Source organism: Actinospica robiniae DSM 44927 (assembly GCF_000504285.1).
In the GTDB taxonomy this organism is placed as follows: Bacteria; Actinomycetota; Actinomycetes; order Streptomycetales; family Catenulisporaceae; genus Actinospica; species Actinospica robiniae.
The window spans coordinates 9265339-9284716 of record NZ_KI632511.1 but is presented as its reverse complement, the minus strand read 5'-3'; the positions used below and the strand labels follow the sequence as shown (position 1 = coordinate 9284716).

Annotated in this window: 20 protein-coding genes; 11 read left to right on the top strand and 9 right to left on the bottom strand. The window is 72.8% G+C overall.

The features are described 5' to 3' along the window. Positions 1–83: 83 nt before the first annotated feature. Entirely contained in the window at positions 84–1970 is a 1887-nt protein-coding gene (locus ACTRO_RS39925; protein WP_051452122.1) for a glycoside hydrolase family 127 protein, read from the bottom strand. Positions 1971–2280: 310 nt separating this feature from the next. On the opposite strand from ACTRO_RS39925, the gene ACTRO_RS39920 reads away from it, so the two are divergent. Together ACTRO_RS39920 and ACTRO_RS39915 are read left to right on the top strand one after the other, a co-directional pair. After that, a complete protein-coding gene (locus tag ACTRO_RS39920; protein ID WP_157436706.1) occupies positions 2281–3051 on the top strand; it encodes an ABC transporter ATP-binding protein in 771 nt (256 codons plus the stop codon). Between the two features lie 9 nt (positions 3052–3060). Further along, a complete protein-coding gene (locus tag ACTRO_RS39915) occupies positions 3061–5598 on the top strand; it encodes an ABC transporter permease (RefSeq protein ID WP_034271634.1) in 2538 nt (845 codons plus the stop codon). Positions 5599–5616: 18 nt separating this feature from the next. On the opposite strand, the gene ACTRO_RS39910 is transcribed toward ACTRO_RS39915, so the two are convergent. After that, positions 5617–6030 carry a hypothetical protein gene (locus ACTRO_RS39910; protein ID WP_034271632.1) on the bottom strand — a complete coding sequence of 138 codons (414 nt, stop codon included), beginning with the start codon at positions 6028–6030 and terminating at the stop codon, positions 5617–5619. Positions 6031–6230: 200 nt separating this feature from the next. Between ACTRO_RS39910 and ACTRO_RS39905 the strand changes: the two genes are divergently transcribed. The 5 genes from ACTRO_RS39905 (at position 6231) to ACTRO_RS39885 (ending at position 9511) form a co-directional block, all read left to right on the top strand. Then, a complete protein-coding gene (locus ACTRO_RS39905) occupies positions 6231–6686 on the top strand; it encodes a hypothetical protein (RefSeq protein ID WP_034271631.1) in 456 nt (151 codons plus the stop codon). Between the two features lie 116 nt (positions 6687–6802). After that, positions 6803–7699, top strand: a complete 897-nt coding sequence (gene ligD, locus ACTRO_RS39900; RefSeq protein ID WP_034271629.1) for a non-homologous end-joining DNA ligase — start codon at positions 6803–6805, stop codon at positions 7697–7699. Between the two features lie 153 nt (positions 7700–7852). After that, positions 7853–8179, top strand: a complete 327-nt coding sequence (locus tag ACTRO_RS39895; RefSeq protein ID WP_211244581.1) for a DUF3040 domain-containing protein — start codon at positions 7853–7855, stop codon at positions 8177–8179. A gap of 71 nt (positions 8180–8250) precedes the next feature. Continuing rightward, positions 8251–8880, top strand: coding sequence for an HAD family hydrolase (locus ACTRO_RS39890; protein ID WP_034271625.1), 630 nt, complete (start codon positions 8251–8253; stop codon positions 8878–8880). A gap of 10 nt (positions 8881–8890) precedes the next feature. Further along, positions 8891–9511 carry an HAD family hydrolase gene (locus ACTRO_RS39885; RefSeq protein ID WP_211244580.1) on the top strand — a complete coding sequence of 207 codons (621 nt, stop codon included), beginning with the start codon at positions 8891–8893 and terminating at the stop codon, positions 9509–9511. 77 nt (positions 9512–9588) lie between these two features. Here ACTRO_RS39885 and ACTRO_RS39880 read toward each other — a convergent pair whose 3' ends face one another. The 3 genes from ACTRO_RS39880 to ACTRO_RS48455 form a co-directional block, all read right to left on the bottom strand. Then, positions 9589–10143: a hypothetical protein gene (locus ACTRO_RS39880; RefSeq protein WP_157436705.1), complete on the bottom strand. Its 555-nt coding sequence runs from the start codon at positions 10141–10143 to the stop codon at positions 9589–9591. Further along, the gene (locus ACTRO_RS39875) at positions 10140–10466 is read right to left on the bottom strand and encodes a hypothetical protein (protein ID WP_034271620.1); all 327 of its coding nucleotides are present in this window, start codon (positions 10464–10466) and stop codon (positions 10140–10142) included. The genes ACTRO_RS39880 and ACTRO_RS39875 overlap by 4 nt, the downstream gene beginning before the upstream one ends. Before the next feature lie 75 nt (positions 10467–10541). Continuing rightward, on the bottom strand, positions 10542–11006 hold the full coding sequence (locus ACTRO_RS48455) for a gluconate 2-dehydrogenase subunit 3 family protein (protein ID WP_169740020.1): 465 nt from the start codon (positions 11004–11006) through the stop codon (positions 10542–10544). A gap of 235 nt (positions 11007–11241) precedes the next feature. Here ACTRO_RS48455 and ACTRO_RS39865 point away from each other — a divergent pair, with 235 nt between their 5' ends. Continuing rightward, positions 11242–11523, top strand: a complete 282-nt coding sequence (locus ACTRO_RS39865; protein ID WP_211244579.1) for a DUF4235 domain-containing protein — start codon at positions 11242–11244, stop codon at positions 11521–11523. A 10-nt stretch (positions 11524–11533) separates the two neighbouring features. Here the strand turns inward: ACTRO_RS39865 and ACTRO_RS39860 are convergent, their stop codons facing one another. Continuing rightward, the gene (locus ACTRO_RS39860; RefSeq protein WP_051452120.1) at positions 11534–12295 is read right to left on the bottom strand and encodes a mechanosensitive ion channel domain-containing protein; all 762 of its coding nucleotides are present in this window, start codon (positions 12293–12295) and stop codon (positions 11534–11536) included. Between the two features lie 112 nt (positions 12296–12407). Between ACTRO_RS39860 and ACTRO_RS39855 the strand changes: the two genes are divergently transcribed. Further along, positions 12408–13706, top strand: a complete 1299-nt coding sequence (locus ACTRO_RS39855; RefSeq protein WP_034271618.1) for a PP2C family protein-serine/threonine phosphatase — start codon at positions 12408–12410, stop codon at positions 13704–13706. Between the two features lie 168 nt (positions 13707–13874). Here the strand turns inward: ACTRO_RS39855 and ACTRO_RS39850 are convergent, their stop codons facing one another. Next, positions 13875–14780, bottom strand: coding sequence for a DMT family transporter (locus tag ACTRO_RS39850; RefSeq protein ID WP_034271616.1), 906 nt, complete (start codon positions 14778–14780; stop codon positions 13875–13877). Between the two features lie 173 nt (positions 14781–14953). Here ACTRO_RS39850 and ACTRO_RS39845 point away from each other — a divergent pair, with 173 nt between their 5' ends. Beyond that, positions 14954–16021 carry an MGDG synthase family glycosyltransferase gene (locus ACTRO_RS39845; protein WP_063628352.1) on the top strand — a complete coding sequence of 356 codons (1068 nt, stop codon included), beginning with the start codon at positions 14954–14956 and terminating at the stop codon, positions 16019–16021. A 67-nt stretch (positions 16022–16088) separates the two neighbouring features. Here ACTRO_RS39845 and ACTRO_RS39840 read toward each other — a convergent pair whose 3' ends face one another. Both ACTRO_RS39840 and ACTRO_RS39835 read right to left on the bottom strand, forming a co-directional pair. Further along, a complete protein-coding gene (locus ACTRO_RS39840) occupies positions 16089–17168 on the bottom strand; it encodes a dipeptidase (RefSeq protein WP_034271612.1) in 1080 nt (359 codons plus the stop codon). Next, on the bottom strand, positions 17165–18445 hold the full coding sequence (locus tag ACTRO_RS39835) for an amidohydrolase family protein (RefSeq protein ID WP_084316892.1): 1281 nt from the start codon (positions 18443–18445) through the stop codon (positions 17165–17167). The genes ACTRO_RS39840 and ACTRO_RS39835 overlap by 4 nt, the downstream gene beginning before the upstream one ends. Positions 18446–18547: 102 nt before the next feature. Between ACTRO_RS39835 and ACTRO_RS39830 the strand changes: the two genes are divergently transcribed. After that, positions 18548–19315 carry an IclR family transcriptional regulator gene (locus tag ACTRO_RS39830; protein WP_034271610.1) on the top strand — a complete coding sequence of 256 codons (768 nt, stop codon included), beginning with the start codon at positions 18548–18550 and terminating at the stop codon, positions 19313–19315. Positions 19316–19378: the final 63 nt, after the last annotated feature.

The window sequence follows — 19378 nt, the reverse complement described above, 5'->3', positions numbered from 1 at the left end:
GCCTGGCCGCGCCCCGCCTCCGGCTCGGAGGCCGCAAGCAGACCCGGCCCGCCCCGAAGCATCGGGGCGGGCCGGAAAGCGCATCAGACTCGAAGCCACACGCGCATGGCGCCGTAGTCGCGGTTGGCCCAAGCGAAGTACGGGATCGTGGTGACCGTCGTCGGCGGGGCGTCGGTGGGTGGCGCCGGCTCCTCGCCGGCTTGCCGGTAAGGCCACGCGGTGGTGCTCGCGGCCTCGGCGTGGGCGGCGGGGATGGTGACGGTGGGGACGGGGATCCCGCCGATGTCCACGCGTTCTCCGTCGCGGGCGGCGCCGCGCAGGGTGAGGCGGTCCAGGTCTGCGTCCTGATCCACCTGTTCGGCGCAGTAGACGAGGGGGCCCCGCTCGATGGCGACGCAGCCGCGCGCGTCGTCCACGCGCGGGTCGGCGACGGTCAGGCGCGGCTGCATCGGGAGTTCGAGTTCGATGACCTCGCCGCCTCGCCAATCGCGCCGCAGGCGGGCGTAGTCCTGGCCCTCGACGTCGATCGGCTTCCCGTCGAGGCGCAACTGGGCTTCCGCGCGCGCCCAGTCCGGGATACGGAGGCTGATGGTCCACTCCCCCGCGCACTCCGCCGGGATCTCGATGCGCACGGTGGCGTCGAAGGGATAGTCGGTCTGGATGTCGACGCCCATGCGGGCGGGCACGTCGGCGCGGATCGATGCGGACGCGTACTGGTGAATCTGCAGGCCGTCGGCGTCGAAGGTGGCGAAGTAGTGCGTCAGGCTCGCCATCGTGCGCATGACGTTCGGCGGGCAGCAGGCGCAGCTGAACCAGCGCTGGCGGCCCTGCGGGCCGAGGGTCGAGTCCGGCCGCACCTGCAGGGGGTTGACGTAGAAGAAGTGCTCGCCGTCGAGGGCCGTGCCGGCCAGGAACCCGTTGTACAGGACGCGTTCGAAGACGTCGGCGTAGGTGGCGTCGCCGGTCGCCAGCTGCATCCGCCAGGCCCACTGCATCACGGCGATGGCGGCGCACGTCTCGGTGTACGCGCGGTCCGCCGGCAGTTCGAAGGCGTCGCCGAGCGCTTCGTCGCGGTGGCGCGATCCGGTTCCGCCGGTCACGTACATCTTGCCGCGCAACAGATCGTCCCATTGCGCGCGCAGCACCTCGATGAGGTCGCTCTCGCCGGTCTCGAGGTAGAGGTCTGCCACACCGGCGCTCAGGTACAGCGCGCGCACCGCGTGGCCGTGCAGGGCGCGGGTCTCGCGGACGGTCTGGAGGTCCTGGAAGTAGCGGCGCCCGAACGGCCGGTCGCCGAGGAGCCCGCTGCCGCGCAGGTCGACGAACCGTCCGGCCAGGTCGAGGTACTTGCGCTCGTCGGTCTCGCGGTAGAGCTCGACCAGCGCGGTCTCCACCTCGGGGTGCCCGCAGTACCCGACGCGGCGGCCGTCCTCGCCGAACTCGTCGACGAGCAGGTCGGCGAAGCGGCGCGCGACGTCGAAGAGCGTGTGCAGCCCGGTGGCCCGCCGATGCGCGACGCCGGCCTGGATCAGGTGGCCCGCGCAGTACAGCTCGTGGCCGGAGGGCAGATCCGCCCAGCGCTCGCCGTTGCGCACCACGTTGACGTAGCTGTTGAGGTAGCCGTCAGGGTCCTGAGCCGCCGCGACCAGCGCGATGACCTCGTCCGCCTGCCGGGCGAGCTCCGGAGCGGCGTCGCCCGCGGTCTGCAGATGCCAGGCGACGGCCTCCAGCCACTTGAACACGTCGGTGTCCAGGAACGGCAGCTTCCCGTGGTAAGCGCCCTGCGCCGTTCCGGCGGCCAGCCGCAGGTTCTCGAGCACCCCGGAGGCGTGCAGCTGCTCGTAGCCCGCGGCCAGCGACGTGTGCGCGTTCACCGCGACCCGCGAGGCCCAGAACCCTGAGTCCTCGAACCGTACGCCGCCAACGGGCAGCGGCCGCAGCACCGCCCGCGCGCCCTGCCCGAGCGCCACGACCGGCCGGTTCGATCTACCGCCGGGACCATCGAGCAAACCTGTACCCGAGCATTGTCGGATGCTCGGCACCATACTGCCCCTATCAGCCGTCATGGCTTTCCTTCCAGGACGCAAACGTTTGCCCCACACAGTAGCGTGCCCGCCGTGCCCAGCGCCAGACGCCCCCGCGCGCGGTCACCGCACGCACCCGTGGGGGTGGGGTTAGCCCCACCCCACAGTGGCCGGGCCGCACCAATGACCCGGGCCGCTCCGGCTGGAAGGCTCGGATGCAGTCACAGTTCCGGCTAACGACGAGACGAGAAACGCCATGTCCATGTCCATGCCCACGCAAGACACCCGGACCGCCGTCGCCGCGCGGGCCGAGCGGGTGGTGAAGGCCTACGGTTCGGGAGAGACCCAGGTCACCGCCCTCGACGAGGTGTACGTCGACATCGAGCGCTCCCGCTTCACCGCGATCATGGGCCCCTCGGGGTCGGGCAAGTCGACGCTGATGCACTGCCTGGCCGGGCTGGACCAGGTCACCTCGGGCAAGATCTTCATCGGCGACGCCGAGCTGAGCGCGATGAAGGACAAGGCGCTCACCCGGCTGCGGCGGGACCGGGTCGGCTTCATCTTCCAGTCCTTCAACCTGCTGCCCACGCTCAACGCGCTGGAGAACATCACCCTGCCGATGGACATCGCCGGGCGGCGCCCGGAGCGCGAGTGGCTGGACCGGGTGATCGAGACGGTGGGGCTCTCCGGCCGGCTCAAGCACCGGCCCACCCAGCTGTCCGGCGGCCAGCAGCAGCGGGTCGCGGTGGCCCGGGCGCTGGCGTCGCGCCCGGAGATCATCTTCGGCGACGAGCCGACCGGCAACCTCGACTCGCGGGCGGGGGCGGAGGTGCTCGGCTTCCTGCGGCGCTCGGTGGACGAACTAGGGCAGACGATGGTGATGGTCACCCACGACCCGGTCGCCGCCGGGTACGCCGACCGGGTGCTCTTCCTCGCGGACGGGCGCATCGTCGAGGAGATGCAGGCGCCGACGGCCGAGGCCGTACTGGACCGGATGCGCCGTTTCGACGGCCGGCGCGAGAGCTGAGGCGGGGCGATGTTCAAGGCGACGTGGCGCAACTTCTTCGCGCACAAGGGCCGCCTGGCCCTGACCCTGCTGGTGGTCGTGCTCTCGGTCGGCTTCGTGGCCGGGACGCTGCTGTTCACCGACACCATCAACCGCACCTTCGACCAGCTGTTCGCCACCACCTCGGCGGACGTGACGGTCAGTCAGCCCACGCCGGCGAATCAGGAGGAGGGCGCGGCGGACCCGACCGTGCCGGCCGCCCTGGTCGATCGGATCTCCTCGGTGCCGGGCGTGGCCTCGGCGCGCGGCGACGTCACCACCGAGCAGCTCGTGGTCACCGACGCGCACGGCGACAAGCTCACCTCGTCCAGCGGCGCGCCGACCATCGGCACGAACTGGAACGGCGACGGCAAGGCCGTCACGCTCTCCTCCGGCCGGGTCCCGAGCGGGCCGGGCGAGGTCGTGCTCGACAGCGACACCGCGTCTCAGCAGCACCTGGCCATCGGCGACCAGCTCAAGGTCATCACGGCCACGGGCACGTACACGGACAAGATCGTGGGTCTGGCCGGGTTCAAGACGGTCAACCCGGGTGCGGCATTCGTGTTCTTCGACACTCCGACCGCGCAGGCGGACCTGCTGGGCAAGTCGGGCGTCTTCACGAGCATCGACGTCACCGCGGCGCACGGCACGAGTGACGACAAGCTCAAGGCGAACGTGCTCTCGGCCATCGGCGGCCACTACGACGCGAAGACCGCCGCCGAGGAGACGTCCTCGAACCTCGACTCGCTCGGCTTCGTCTCGGTGCTGCGCACCGCGCTGCTCGGCTTCGCCGGAATCGCGCTGCTGGTCGGGGCCTTCCTGATCGTCAACACCTTCCAGATGCTGGTGGCCCAGCGCACCCGGGAGCTCGGTCTGCTGCGTGCCCTGGGGGCCAGCCGCAAGCAGGTCAACCGCTCGGTGCGCACCGAGGCCCTGCTGCTCGGGGTGATCGGCTCGACGCTCGGGATCGCCGCGGGCTACGGGCTCGCCGCGGGTCTCATCGTGCTGATGCGCAGCGCGGGGCTGAACATGCCCGCCGGCCACCTGGCGTTCCACGCCGGCACGCCGATCGCCGGCTACGCGGTAGGTGTCATCGTCACGCTGATCGCGGCCTGGGGGCCGGCCCGCCGTGCGGCCCGGATCTCTCCGATGGCGGCGCTGCGCGACGCCGGTATGCCGGAAGACCGGCGCGCCTCGCGGATCCGCAGCGCGATCGGCCTCGTCTTCGCGGGCGGCGGCGCGGCTGCGCTGATCGCGGCGGCACACTCGTCCGGCGGCACCGGCGGCTCCCTGCTGGGACTCGGCGTGCTGGCCACGCTCGTCGGCGCGGTGCTGGTCGGGCCGCTGCTGGCGTCCGGGGTGATCCGGGTGCTCAGCGTCGCGCTGCCGCGCCGGCCGGTCGCCCGGCTGGCCAAGCGCAACGCGCTGCGCAACCCGCGCCGCACCGGCGCCACGGCCGCAGCACTGATGATCGGCCTGTCGCTGGTCGCGGGCCTGTCGGTGGTCAGCTCCTCGCTGCTCGCCTCGGCCTCGGCCCAGCTCGACGGCTCGGTCGGCGCGGACTTCGTCATCCAGGCGAACGGCGGGCTCGGCGTGACCTCGCAGGCGGTCAACGCGACCCGGACGACGCCGGGCGTGGCGCACGTCACCGAGAACAAGGACGTCACCGGCACGATCGGCACCGGCGCGGCAAGCGCGGACTTCTTCGCCTCCAGCGACACTCTGCTGCAGGACTTCACGGTGAAGACCGTCTCGGGCGACATGGCGCAGGTCTTCAGCGGCGACGGCATCGCCATCCCGCAGGACCTCGCCACCGCGCAGCACATCAGCCTCGGCGAGACGGTCCCGGTGACCTTCACCGGCGGCGGCGCTGCGACTCGGCTGCCGGTGGTCGCGATCACCAGCGAGAACACGGTGTTCAACAAGAACGAGTCGTATGTCAGCCTTGGGACGCTCGGCAAGACCGTGCCGGCGAGCGCACAGCCGATGGACATCATGCTCTTCGCCAAGGCGGACTCCGGCCAGGCCGACCCCGCGTACAAGCAGCTGCAGCACCGGCTCGGCGCCTACCCGCAGCTGGACGTGAAGAACCAGGCCGACTACAAGGCCGAGCTGCACAGCCAGGTCGGCCAGCTGCTCGACCTGGTCTACGGACTGCTCGGCCTGGCGATCGTGGTGGCGATCCTCGGCGTCATCAACACCCTGGCGCTCTCCGTGGTCGAGCGCACCCGGGAGATCGGGCTGCTGCGCGCGATCGGGCTCAGCCGCCGCTCGCTGCGCCGGATGATCCGGCTGGAGTCGGTGCTGATCGCGCTGTTCGGCGCGGTGCTCGGGCTCGGGCTCGGCATGGGCTGGGGCATCAGCGCGCAGCGGCTGCTGGCCTCCGCCGGGCTCGACCAGCTCTCCATCCCGTGGCCGACGATCATGGCCGTGTTCATCGGGGCCGGCGTCGTCGGACTGCTCGCCGCGCTGCTCCCGGCCCTGCGCGCCTCGCGGATGAAGGTGCTGCAGGCGATCGCCACGGACTAGCGGCTCCAGCCCCGAGGATCACGCCGGCTCGCACGTCACCCGTTGACGTGCGAGCCGCGCGTGGTCCGCGAGGTCTTCCAGTACGAGCCACGTCGTGGCCGCCTCGAGCAGCGGAAGCAGCACCCGGTCCTCCCAGCGCAGCTGGACCTCGATCTCGTCGAGCAGCGGCGCGAGCCGCGGGATCTCGCACGGGCCCGCGCCGCCGACCTCGGCCTGGATCCGGTCGATCAGCGACTCGTCCGCCGCGGCGATCTGGGTGCCGCCGTCGACGTTCGCGGCCAGCGCGGGCAGCACGTGGCGGCGCATGAGCTCGGTGTGCTGGCGCAGCTCGGCGCACAGCCGGCCGGGGTGCCCGGGCGCGGCGGCGGCCGCCTGGCGGATGTGCCGGTGGTTGACGGCGAGCTCCTCGCCGAAGTCGATGCCGTGTCCCATCGCGCACCTCCCCGTCCTCGTGCCTCGATTCGTCAGCTTGACGAGATCAACCTATTACCCGATTCGGCGCAAAATACCGGGTCGGCGCACGCGCCGGATCAGCCGAACGGAGTCAGTCGCGGCCGCGCGCGGTTACCCGCCGGGCCCGGCGGGTACCGAACCGACCTCGCGCGGCATAGACCGCGCCCGGGAATGGGACGGTGGTCTTGGACGGAATCGATCAACGCCGCGCGTTCGCCGCGCAGTACGAGCGGATCGTGCGGGCGAATGCCGAGCACGAGGTGGTCGACGCCGCCGAACTCGTCGTGTGCGACGCGTGGCTCGAGCGCCTGGAGTCGCTGGGCGCGAACGCCGCTCAGCTGATGGTCAACTCGCGGGAGGCGCACGAGGCGGCCCGGGCGCAGGTGCGGGAGGCGAGCGCCTCGGCCGAGCCCGAATCGGTGCTGCGGGCTCTGCAGGTGCTCGAACAGGTCGAGAGCTCGTGCGTGCGCAACCGGGAGCTGTGCCGCGAGATCCTGGCGTTCGCGCAGGAGCAGCTGGAAGAGCTGACGCGCGCCCGCTGCGCCCGCGAGGTGCGCCGCCGGGTCAACGCCGCCTGTGTGGAGGCCGCACGGCACGCGGCTCTCGGCTCGCCGCCGCCGGCTCACGAGTCTTGACGGAACCCGCATGACCGTCGAGAGCGCATAGAGCGCGGCAAAACGGGCACGGAGAGCGGGCACAGTGGTGAAGCCGGGCGCCGGGTGCGCTCGGCGCAGGAAGGGGCCCGACGACCATGCCGAGCGCGAGCACCAGCGCGATCAAGTTCTCCCATCTGGACAAAGTGCTCTTCCCCGAGGACTCGATCACCAAGGGCGAGCTGATCGACTACTACCGGGCCGTGGCCGAGCGGATCCTGCCGCACCTGCAGGATCGGCCCCTCGCCGTCGCGCGCTACCCCAACGGGATCGAGAAGCCGTCCTTCTTCCAGCAGGCCGCGCCGGACCACCTGCCGTCCTGGATCAAGCAGGTCACCGTGCCCAAGGAGGGCGGGGAGATCGCGCACATCCTGTGCCAGGACGAGCAGACGCTCGCGTTCCTGGCCAACCAGGCGGCCGTCACGCTGCACACCTGGCTCTCCCGCGCCGACCGGCCGGAGCGGCCGGACCAGCTGCTGTTCGACCTCGATCCGCCGCACGACTTCGAGGAGGCCCGGCACGCCGCGCTGGCGCTGCGGGAGCTGCTCACCGAGCTCGGGCTCACCTGCGTGGTCAAGACCACCGGCGGGCGCGGGCTGCACGTGAGCGTGCCGATCGAACGCCGCTACGAGGCCGACGACCTGCGGGAATTCGCCCGGGACGTCTGCGCGATCCTGGAGAGCCGGGAGCCGGACCGCTACACCGGCGAGGTGCGCAAGGCCAAGCGCGGCGGACGGCTCTTCCTGGACGTCTCTCGCAACGCGTACGCGCAGCTCGCGGTCGCGCCGTACACGGTCCGCGCGACGCCGAACGCCCGAGTGGCCACCCCGTTGGAGTGGGACGAGCTCGAGGAAGGCGGGCTGGACCCGGACCGGTTCACCTTGCGCACGATGGCCGACCGGCTCGCCGAAGCCGACCCGTGGGCCGTCATGCCGGAGCCGATGACCTCGCTCGGTTCGGCGCGCACGAGGGTGGACAGCCTGCTGCTGGTGTGAATTGAGCCGAGCCGGCGCGGACCGCGGCGCGGGGACCGGCGCGTGCGCCGGGTTCCCGCGGCGCGCGCCACCGGAACCCGGTGCATGGCCCGGGGGGCGGCTGGGTACCTGCGCAGCCTGATTTGCCGTCGCGGACGACCAGGGAGGCGGGCCATGGGGCTTTCGGCTCGGGACATGCGGATCTTCAGCGCCATCGAGCGGGACCTGACGCGGACCGACCCGCGCTGGACGCGGCGCTGCGCGCGCCGGACCCGGCGCTTCGACCGCCTCGAGCGCAGCCCGCTGCCCGGCCTGGTCCGGCGGCGGCTCTCGCTGACCGCCGCGTTCGCCGCCTGGATCGCCCTGGTCTGCGCCGACGCCTCGCGTGGACCGGGCGCGTGGCTGTGGGCCGCGCTCGGCGCGACCGTCGTGGCCGTCGCCCTGACCGTCGCCAGAACCCGGGCCCGCCGACGCCGGCGCGGCGGCGGGCTCGTGGCCTGACCCGGATGCGCTAGCTTTGCGCAGGCCCGAATCGCGGCCGGCGGGGTGCAAGGCCTAGGGAAGGGTGACGGGTGGGCGGGCTCGGATGCGTGCTGGCGTTCGACATGGACGGGACGTTGTTCGACACCGAAGCTGTGAAGCTGGCTTCCTTCCGGGATGCTTTCGCACCATTGTGCGCGAACGAGGCCGAGCTGCGGGAAGTCAAGGCGTACAACGCGGCGCATCGAGGGATTCCTCGCGCAGAAAAGTTCCGGCACGTGCTCGCCGCCATCCTGAAACAGCCTCAGTCGCGGCAGGACGAAGTCGCCGAACGGTACGCGCGCCTGCTGGAGGACGGGTTGGGCCGGTGCCGGCCGATCGCGGGCGTGGAGGAGTTCGTCGCGGCCGCCTCCGCGATCCGCTACGTGGTCAGCAGCGCGCCTGAGGCGGAGATCACCAAGATGCTCGCCGGGCACGGGCTCGACGCGGCCTTCCACGGGATCTACGGCGCCCGGTCGACCAAGGCACAGGCGTTGGCCGAGATCCGCGCACGCCATCACGACGTCCGCGTCGTGTACTTCGGCGACGCACCGGCGGACCAGGACGCGGCTCTGAAAGCAGGCGTCGAGTTCATCGCGGTCAACCCGAACTCGGCGCTCAAGGCCCAGGTGGAAGAGCACTTCGACGACTTCACCCGGCTCGGTTCCGTTGGCCGGCTCTAGACTGCGGGGCGTGATCGAGCGCTACATCCTCTTCGACGTCGACGGCACGTTGATCGATGCCGTCGAAAGCCAGCGGCGAACCTGGACCGCCTGGGCCCGGCAATACGGGCTCGACCCGGAGAAGGTGCTCGAGATCGCCACCCGCGGCCGCCCGGCCGAGACCTTCGCCGCGGTCGCCGCGCAGCAAGACCCTGATGAGTGCCTCGCGCTCCTGCATCGGCTCGAGGACGCGGAGGAACAGCGCGGATATGACGCCATCGACGGCGCCGCCGAGCTGCTGGAGTCCCTCCCGCCAGAAGCGTGGGCCCTGGTGACCTCGAACTACGCGCATCGGGTTCGCGGCCGGTTCGACCGCATCGGTCTGCCACTGCCCGAACTGATCATCGATGCGGACGCGGTGACGCGTGGCAAGCCCGCACCGGACCCATACCTCCTCGCCGTCCGCGAGCTCGGCGCCCGGCCGGAACGATGCCTCGTCGTGGAGGACTCGGACTCCGGCGTCCGTTCAGGGCGGCAAGCCGGCCTGACGGTGTGGCAGGTCAACGCCGCAGTCCCCTGCGCGGACGCACACCGGCACTACCCGAGTCTGCGGACCGCCGGCGACGACATCCGAAGCTTCATCGCGGCCTGACCGGCGCCGCGGCGGGTCCGATGACGTGTAAGGGGCCGGACAGCCCGCACGCCGTCCGGCCCCTGATCGTCGCGCCGTCAGCCGCGGCGGCCCCAACGGCGGGAGCCGGCCACGTTGCGGCGCGGACGGACCGGACGGCCGGTGATGGTGGTCACCGCGACCGGGGATTCGGGGCTCGCGGGGGCGGTCACGGCGCCCGGGACGTGCGGCGACGCGGCTGCCGCCGCCGTCGCGCCGGGGGTTTCGGCCGGGTAGTACGGCTCGTCGGTGATCACCAGCGTCTCGACCGGAGAACCGGGCGGCAGGGTGCCGGGCGGCGGGGCGATCAGCGGGGGCCGCGCCATCGGGGAGCCGGGGTTGGGCACGACGACCGGGTTGCCGGCCGCGTCCAGCACCGGCTCGCCGAGCGGTTCGACCACGGCGGCCACGTCCGCGCTCTCCGGGCTCAGCAGCGGGCTGTCCGCGATCAGCGCTCTGATGGCCAGGTCGGCGGCCGCGCCGAGCGCCAGGATCAGCCCGGTGGCGTGGATGTCCAGATACCTCGGCGAACCCTGCACGGCGAAGGCCAGGACCGCGCCTATCGCCATGACCAGCAGGGCGCCGGCGAAACTCGTTCGATGCGTCACGGTCACCACTCGTTTCCTTCGTACTCCTCGACCGACCGGTACGGGGACTGCGCGGGCGCCACCGGGTCGGTGGTGGAGCCGGCGAAGCCGGGGGGACGCGCCGAGCCGGCCGGCCGCACCAGCACGGCCTCGGCCGGCTGGGCGATCTGCGCCGAGGTCAGCTCGCGCTGCCTCGACAGGGCCCGGATCTGCAGGATGAGCCCGACCACGCCCACGGCCATCAGCACCGCGCCGACCGTGTGCACGCTGAGCACCTGCATGCGCACCCGTACCGCGAAGGCGAGGATGGCGCCGACGGTGATGACTGAGACGTTCGCACCGATAGACATGCTCTCGTCTCCTTTCGACTCCTGGCACGAGTGCCCCGCCCGCCCGGAGTGATGCGCCGTCAGGCGCGGGCAATCTCAGGCCCGGAAGCCGGCGCCGTTCCAGGCGAAGGGATGGGAGTAGAACGCGGTGCAGGCGTAGCCGGTCCACAGGCCCCAGACCTGCTCGGCGCGCATCTCGTGCCACGCCTGCGGGCCGAGGTCGCGCACCCGCAGGATCAGCCGGTCGCGGCGGTCGCCGTCGAGGACCGCGAACGGGCTCTGGAACCGGTCGACCGCGTCTGCCTTGAGCGCGGCGAGCGAGTGCCGCCAGGCCTCGCCGTCCGGCGCCGCGGGCCGGCGGACCGATTCCTGCCCGGCCAGCCGGGCGTCGATCCGGGCCACCACCGGGACCGGGCAGTCCGGCTCGAGCGCGAGCAGCCGCTCGCACAGGGCGTTGGCGGTCGCGTGCTCGTCCGGGCTGAAGAAGCGTCGGCTCGGGGCGGAGGGCTCGGTCTTAACCGTGCCGTCCGCTGTGGGGACCAGCTGCATGTCGTGACTCAACTCCACATCGTGGGCCTGCTTCGGCCTGTCTCGGTCCCCAAACCGGCGGCCTCCCGGCGCTCTCGCGCGCCCCGGTCGGCCGAACGGCGCCCGGGTTGCCCCCGCCGCCCTTCCCCAAACGTCCCGTACCCACCCGTTTGTCGCAGTGGCGAGGCGGGCAGAGGTGGCGGGAGTTGCGGTGGAGCACCCGAGCGGCCACCGTCGGTTGCAGGGGGTTCGGCGCGGAGGAGGCAGCGTGGACGGACGGAAGCTACTGATCGCGAAACCGATCGGGATGGCGGCCGGCGCAGCCGGCGGCGCGGCCTTCAAGACCATCTGGCGCCGCGTCGACGCGGGCCGGGACGTGCCCAGGGCGCAGGACGGGGGCCGGTCCTGGCGGGCGGTGCTGATCGCGGCGGCCCTGCAGGGCGCGGTCTTCGCCGTCATCCACGCGGTCGTGGAGCGCGCGACCACGCCGCACCCCGCCGAAGCCGATCTGGCGGCCGCGGAGCAGACGAAGGCGCGCAAGCGCTCCTGAGTCCGGGCGCTCACGGCACCATGGGCCACTCGGTGGCCGGTCCGACGGCCGCGGCGAGCACGGCGCTGTTCGGCAGCAGGACCGGCCCGGCGCCGGTCACGACCGTGACGTAGGTGAGCGTCATCCCGGTCACCCGCCCGATGACCGGCCCGCCCAGCGCGCCGGAGCGCACGGTCAGCTCGTCGCCGATGGTGAACGGGCGGGCGAAGAGCAGCATGATCCCGGCGAACAGGTTCGCCAGCACCTGCTGGGCCGCGATGCCGAGGATCACGCCGGTGAGCACGCCGCCGAGCAGCAGGTGCTGGACCGGCACGTGGACCAGCGCGAGCGCGCACAGGATCACCACGATGTACCCGCTGAGCAGGCACACCAGGCGCAGCGTGCTCGCCCGGGCGTCGCCGAGCCGACCCGGGACGTGCACCAGGCCGACCACGTCGTTGGTGGTGGAGCGCACCGCCGAGACCGCGGAGGCCAGGAACACCACCGCGCTGCTGATCGCCAGGATCTGGTGCAGGTGCTGGTGCTCCTCGCTCTCCAGCAGGCCGCCGTAGTGGTACGAGACGATGAGCGCCGCGATGGCGAGGACGGTGGCGAACACCGCCCGGCGCAGCAGGATGCGCCGCACCGAGGTGCGCGCCCGGATCCGGAAGCTCGGCAGCGGCGGCGGCGCCTCGGGTTCCCCGGGATCCCGGTTCGGGCTCAGACCGGCGGGGATGATCAATCCCCCGTGCACGTCCGGACGCGCGGTGGCGACCTCGTTCTCCTTCTCCATCGGACTCGGTTAACCCTGGCGCTCGGTCCTCAAACGGCCCCCGGCACCGGGCGCGGAACCCGAATCGCGGCGCTTTTCGATCAACCGCGAACGGAACGGGTACAGCCAGTGCGTGGACGACTACGAGCTCGACGAGGCGCTGCGGAGCGCGCTGGATCGGCTGGCCCTGCTGGCCGACGTCAGCGAGGCGCTCGCCGGCACGCTCGACGAGCGCGAAGGGCTCGAGCGGGTGTGGCGGCTGCTGACGCAGCGGCTCGTGGACTGGTGCGCGATCGATCTGCTGCGCGACGACGACCAGGTCGAGCGGGTGTGCGCGGGCACGCGCAACGCCGGGCTCGAAGCCTCCCGGGGCGACGAGCGGATCGCCTGGCCCGCAACGGATCCGGGCAGCGCGCTCACGCCGGCCCGGCGCGGCGTCCGGCCGGTGCTGCTGGATCCGAGCGGGCTGCGATCGCTGCCCCGCGAGGCCCCGTGGGAGCGCGCGTTCGCCGCCGAGGCGGAGCGCCGCGACGTCGCCAGCGTCATCGTGGCTCCGCTGCGCACCAGGCACGAGGTGCTGGGGGCGATCGTCCTGGGGCGCTTCCGGTCGCATCCGTCGTTCGGCGATCCGGAACTCGCCCTGGTGCAGGACCTCGCCCACCGGGTCGGGCTCGCGCTCGACAACGCGCGGCTCTATGCCGGGTCCGAGAACATCTCCGAGCGCTTACAGCGTTCGATGCTGCCGGAGCTCCCGCGGATCGACGGCTTCACGACGGCCGCGCGCTACGCCCCCTCGGGCACGGCCGCGCAGGTGGGCGGCGACTGGTACGACATGTTCTCGCTGCCGGAAGGGGCGGGCACCGCGTTGATCGTCGGCGACGTCGTCGGCCACGACCTGCGCGCCGCGGTGACGATGAGTCAGATCCGCAACATGCTGCGCGGTATCGCCTGCGACCGCCAGGAGCCGCCCGAATCCATCGTCCACCGGCTCGACACCGCCATGGGCATGCTGTATCCGGAGATCTCCGCGACCTGCGTGTACGGCGTGCTGCGCACCGAACCGGAAGGCGGCGCCGGGGAGCTCGACTACACCTCCGCCGGGCACCCTCCGCCGCTGCTCGTCCCGCGCAACGGACGCGCGCGGTTCCTGACCTCCGGCCACGGCCCGCTGCTCGGCGTCGACCCGGCGCTGCCGCGCACCGGCGCCGCGGCGTTCCTGCCGGCCGGATCGACGTTGCTGCTCTACACCGACGGCTTGGTGGAGCGGCGCGGCGAGCCGCTCGATCACGGCCTGACCCGCCTGCGCCGCAACGCCGCAGCGCTCACCGACGCGTCCCCCGAAGAGGTCTGCGACCGGCTGCTGACGGCGCAGGCCCCTGACACCGCCACCACCGGCGACGACGTCGCACTGCTGGTGATCCGGCTGAGCTAGTGTCCCTCACCGCAAATTCGCTGCAGAAATCGGCCCCGGCGCCCGCCTGGCTGCGTTGCCGAAATGCCCACAGACGACCAAGTATGAGGGCATCCCGGCGCCTTGCCAGACGAACGCTGGAACCGATTTCTCATGCAGTGAATCTCCGGATCGGGACACAGGCCAGGTTCAGGCGTTCCCGTCCGGGACCGGCGTGTTCTCGTCCCATTCGGCCGAGCCGGCCAGGGTGTGGTGCACGCCGGTCAGGCCGAGCACGCCGACGGCCATCAGCGCCACGCCGAGCACCTCGACCGTCACGTGCCAGCCCAGCGCGATCCGCTCGCCGAACAGCAGCGAGCCCAGCGCGACGCTGATCAGCGCGTCGCCGAGGGTCAACGCGGGCTGCGATCCGGTCAGGCTGCCCGCCCGCAGCGTCCACTGCAACAGCAGCAGGCTGATCAGACCGGCCAGCGCGGCGGCGTAGGTGAACCAGGTCGTGAGCACCGCGCCGGCGCCGTCCGGGAAGCGGCCGGTGACCTCCTTGATCAGCCCGGCGGTGGCCGAGAAACAGGCGGCCGTCGCGGTGCCGAGGACGGCGGCGCGAGCGAGGCCGTGCAGGTGCAGCGCAACCAGCACCAGGACCACCACCAGGCCGGCCAGCCCTCCCCCGACGGCCAGCCAGCGCGCACCTGACGCCTCGTTACCCCCGCCCGAGGGCGAGGCCGCGAGCAGGAACAGGGCCAGGCCCACCGCCAGCATGAGGAACGCCCGCCACAGCGCCGGGCTCGGCCAGCAGCGGAACACCAGCGCGCCGAGCAGCAGGGTGAAGAGCAGCTCGGTGGCCAGCAGCGGCTGCACCACCGAGAGCCGGCCGCTGTCGAGCGCGACCACCTGGCAGATCGCCGACACGCCGATGGCCGAGACCCCGATCCACCAGCCCACCCGGCGCAGCGGCTGGAGCAGCCGTGCCGTCCACACCCGCGCGCCCGTCCCGGCCAGCGGCGCGAGGCCGACCGAGGCGCGCCGCTGCAGCACCGTGGCCGCGGCGTTCGACATCGCCGAGAGCAAGGCCATCAGCACCGTGAGCGCGTTCATCCCTGACCTGTCGTGACGATCGTGCGAAGCTGGTCACCGGCGGTCCGCCGGGGCCGGGCCGGGGCATCCAGACGCCGAGCGACGCACGAGGTGGTGGTCACCATGCCGCGAGCCGAGGGCCGTGGCCCGAGGGGCGCGTCCGCGTGAGCCGGTACCTGCTGCTGAGCGCGGCCATGGGCGCGGGGCACGACGCGGCCTGCGCGGAGCTCTCCCGCCGGCTGCGCGCGAACGGGCACGATTGCACCCGGGAGGACGTGCTCGGCCTGCTGCCCGGGCCGGTCGGCGGGGGCGTGCGCGGCTTCTACCATCTGATCATCCGGCGCGCCCCGATCGTCTACTCCGGCATCTACTCGGCCTTCTTCCAGCCCGGCGGCGGGCCACGGCCGGGCAGCACGCCGCTGGCCGCGCTCGCCGAGGGCCGGCTGCTCGACGCGGTCGCGCGCACCCGGGCCGACGCGGTCGTCTCGCTCTTCCACCTCGCCGCCCAGCTCACCGGGCGGGCGCGGGCGCGCGGACGGCTCGCGGTGCCGTGCGCGGCGCTGATCACGGACTTCGCGGTGCACCGGCAGTGGCTGAACCAGGGCAATGACCTCAACTTATGCCTGACCGGCCCGGAAGCCCTGCAGGCGCGCCACGCCCTGCGCCGACCGTGCGCGGTGTACGGCCCGCTGGTGCCCGAGGCCTTCCGGCCGCACCCGCCCGGCGAGGCGGACTGGCGCGAGCGCTTCGAGGGCGGGGACCCGCCGGTCCTGCTGTCCGCGGGCGCGTGGGGGGCGGGCACCGGCTTCACCCGGACGGCGGCGGCCTTGCGCGACGCGGGCTTCCACCCCGTCGTGCTGTGCGGCCGCGACGAGCGTCTGCGCGGCAGGCTCGCGAAGGTGGCGGGCGTCACCGCGTTGGGCTGGGTGCACGACATGCCGGGCCTGCTCGGGGCATCCGCCGCGCTGCTCGACAACGCCGCGGGGCAGACGGCGCTGCAGGCGCTGGCCGTCGGCGTGCCGGTGGTCGGCTGGCGGCCGATCCCGGGTCACGGCATCGCCGGTGTCCGGCGTATGAGTGAACTGGGATTGAGCGAGTACGCGCAGGACGAGGACGAGCTGCTGCGGGCGCTGGACCGGCTCGTGCCGGCCGGACCGCATCGGGACGAACGCGTGGCCGCGGGGCACGCGCTGATGGAGGCGGACGTGGTCGCCCCGCTCGAAGCGATGGTGAAAGAGCACCTGGACCGGTCCAGGGCGTAGGGACGACGAAGGCCGCGGGGCTCGAAAGCCCCGCGGCCCGCCAGGCGACCACGCTGTCGCCGTGCCTTTATTCGCCCCAGATCCGCTCCGCGTAGGCGAGGAAGTTCCCGCCCATGATCTTGGCGATCCGCTCGTCGCCGTATCCGCGCTCGGACAGCATCCGCACGAGCTTGCGGAACTGGTCGACGCCGGTCAGGTCGATGACGAACGGCAGCGTGTCCGCGCGCTCGCCGGCCGCGCCGACCCCGGCGGCGGCGCGCTGGGCGACGTGGTCCGCGAGGTGGGCCCGGTAGGCGTCGAGGTCGTCGATGCCGGTGATCGAGCCGTCGGTGCCGATGCCGACGGAGTCCTCGCCGCAGACGTTCACCGCGTGCACGATGTGCTCGACCACGTCGACGGCCTTGGCGTGGCCGCTGAGGGTGAGGAACGGCATGGAGTAGATGCCGACGAAGCCGCCGCTCTCGGCGACCAGGCGCAGCTCCTCGTCGGTCTTGTTGCGCGGCAGGTCCGTCAGGGCGCGGCAGCCGGTGTGGTTGATCGAGATCGGCTGCGCGGAGTGGCGGATCGCGTCTAGGCAGGTGCTCTCGCCGCTGTGGGAGAGGTCGACCATCACGCGGTGCTCGTTGAGGCTCTCCACGACCTGCCGGCCGAACGCGGTCAGCCCGCGGTTCTCCGGGGCCATCGAGCCGTCGCCGAGGTGGTTGGCCGGGTTGTAGGTCAGCTGGATCACCCGGACGCCGCGGTCGGCGAACTGCTTGACCCGCTCGTCGATGCGGGCCGGGTCCTCGCCGACGGCCACCGCGTTCTGGAAGCCGTAGATCACCCCGACCCGGTCCTGCTCGTGCGCGGCGCGGATGTCCGCGGCCGTGCGGATCTGGACCAGCTCCGGGTGGGCCTCGATGATGCCGTCCCACACGTCGAGCTCGCGCACAGTGTGCTCGTAGGGCGGGTGGTCGCCGAGGGTGTAGCCGAGGGTGATGTTCACCGCGGTCACGCCCGAGGCCAGCGCGTCGTCGACGGCCCGCTGGTCGACCACCATCTGCTCGCTGGTCTGCTGCAGGCCGCCCGCGGTGTCCTGGGCGGCCTCGGCGTTCGGGTTGACGAGCTCGCCGAGGGCGTTGACGACGGGGTAGCCGAGGCTGGTCATGCGTGGCTCGCTTCCTGGGCGGGGTGGACGTAGCCGGCGCGCTCGTACCGGCGGCCGCGCTTGACGACGTCGGTCACGGTGCGCAGGGCGGCGAGGTCGGCGGTCGGGTCCTCGGTCAGCGCGACGAAGTTGGCCAGCTTGCCCGGCTCGAGCGTGCCCATGTCCGCCTCGGCGCCGATGGCGACGGCGCCGTTGCGACTCGAGGCCTCGAGCGCCTGAGCCGGCGTCAGGCCGCAGCGCTCGACGAAGTAGACGAGCTCGTCGATCAGCGCCGGCCACGGGTCCTCCAGCGCCGGGTCGCGGTCGGTGCCGGCGCACAGCACGACGCCGGCGCGCCAGGCCTGCGCGGTCAGGGCGGCCGAGATCGCGTCGTTGGCGCGGGCCCGCTCGCGGATCTCGGCGTCGGCGTCCTCGCCGAGCTCCTGGCCGATGTGCGCCCACAGGCTCGCGGTGGCGTCCAGGACGGTGCCGTTCTCGCGCATGCGGGCGAAGAGCGCGGCCATGGTCTCGTCGTCGCCGTCGGTGTAGCGCGCGTAGTCGAGCTTCGGCTTGTCCTTGTACGTCGTCAGCGGCGCGGCGCTCTGGTAGGAGAGCAGGTGCGCGTGCGAGACGGAGGCGACGCCGGCGTCGATCACCTCGGCCGGGCTGGCCGGGAAGACGGCGGCGTGCGCCCAGACCGGGATGTTCTGGCGGCGGGCCTCGGCGGTGATCGCCGCGACGGTGTGGCCGGGCAGGTCGGCGTAGACCTTGATCGCGGTGGCGAAGGTGCCGCGGGCCATGGCGACCGCGAGCGGCAGGTCGGTCTCGTCCGTGATCGCCTGCATCCACGGGGTCTTGCCCGGGGTGGCGCCCTGGCTGACCTCCGCGGTGCGCGGGTCGTCGAAGAAGCTGGGGCCGGCCATCAGGGCGGCGTAGTGGATGTCCGGGGCCTCGAGCTCCCCGACCAGCGCGGCCCGGGTGATGTCGCCGACCTGGCGCAGGTCGTCGGCCATGTCGCGGGTCGCGGTGATCCCGCCGTACAGGTCGCGCCGCAGCGCCGCCTCGGCCAGCGGCCGGTTCGGCGGGGTGGCGATGTGCTGGTGCGCGTCGATGAGGCCGGGGATGACGTGCCGCCCGGCCAGGTCGACGCTCACGGCGTCGGCGAGCGCGTCGGCCGGGACCTCGTGGTCCGGCGCGATCAGCCGGATCCGCTCGCCGGAGACCAGGATCGTAGTGCCGGGGCGGGCGGGGGCGCCGGTGCCGTCGTGCACCGTGGCGCCGCGGTAGGCCACGTCCATCGCGATTGTTCCTTCCTAGCCGGGTGTTGCGTGACAGGTAACATCTGGTTCAATGTGCGCAACACCTTCTGTGCCGCACACCCTAACCCATCGCCCGCCCCGATGACGAGGACCCCCGTGCCCGCTTCCGCGAACTCCGCCGTCGACAAGGCGCTCGACCTGATCGAAGCCGTGGCCGCCGCCCCGCGGCCGCTCCGGCTGACCGAGCTGGCCGAGCGCTCCGGCCTGCTGCGCGCCACCGCGTACCGGGTGCTGGCCGGGCTGGTGGAACGCGGCTGGGTGACCAAGGTGGGCGAGACGTACCTGCCCGGGCCCGCGGTGCTGCGCCTGTCCCGCTCGGCCGCGGCCGGCTCGGCCACCCTCGGCGGCCTGGCCCGGCCGGTGCTCGAGGAGCTGGCACGAGGCACTGGCCTGATGGTCAACCTCCAGGTGCTCGAGTCGGACCGGTCCCGGGTGGTGGACGTGGTGCGCCCGGACCGGCTGGAGATGATCAGCGACCTGCGCGACGAACTGCTCCCGGCGCACCGCTTCGCCGGACCGCTCGCGCTGGTGGCCGCCCTGGGCCCGGAGGAGCGCGAACCGTACCTGCGGCCCGCGCGCGAGGAGCCCGGCGGGCTGGAGAGCCTGACCTCGGAGCTGGAGCGAGCGGCCGCGGAGGGCTTCGCCGTGCGGCGCGGCAGCACGCAGCGGCTGGTGGCCTCGGTCGGCTGCGTGGTGCGCACGGAGCCGGGCGGCCCCGGCGTCTGTGCCCTGACACTCGTGGGACCCATCGCCGAGTTCGACGACGCGCACCTGCCCGAGCTCGAGCGGGTGCTGCGCGCCGCGGCCGAGCGGCTCGGCGCCGAACTGGCCCGGGCGACGGCGCGCTGAGCGCCGGAAGTGAGCGGCGGGCCCGACCCGCCGGATGAACCGAAGATCAACCTGGAGGCAAGT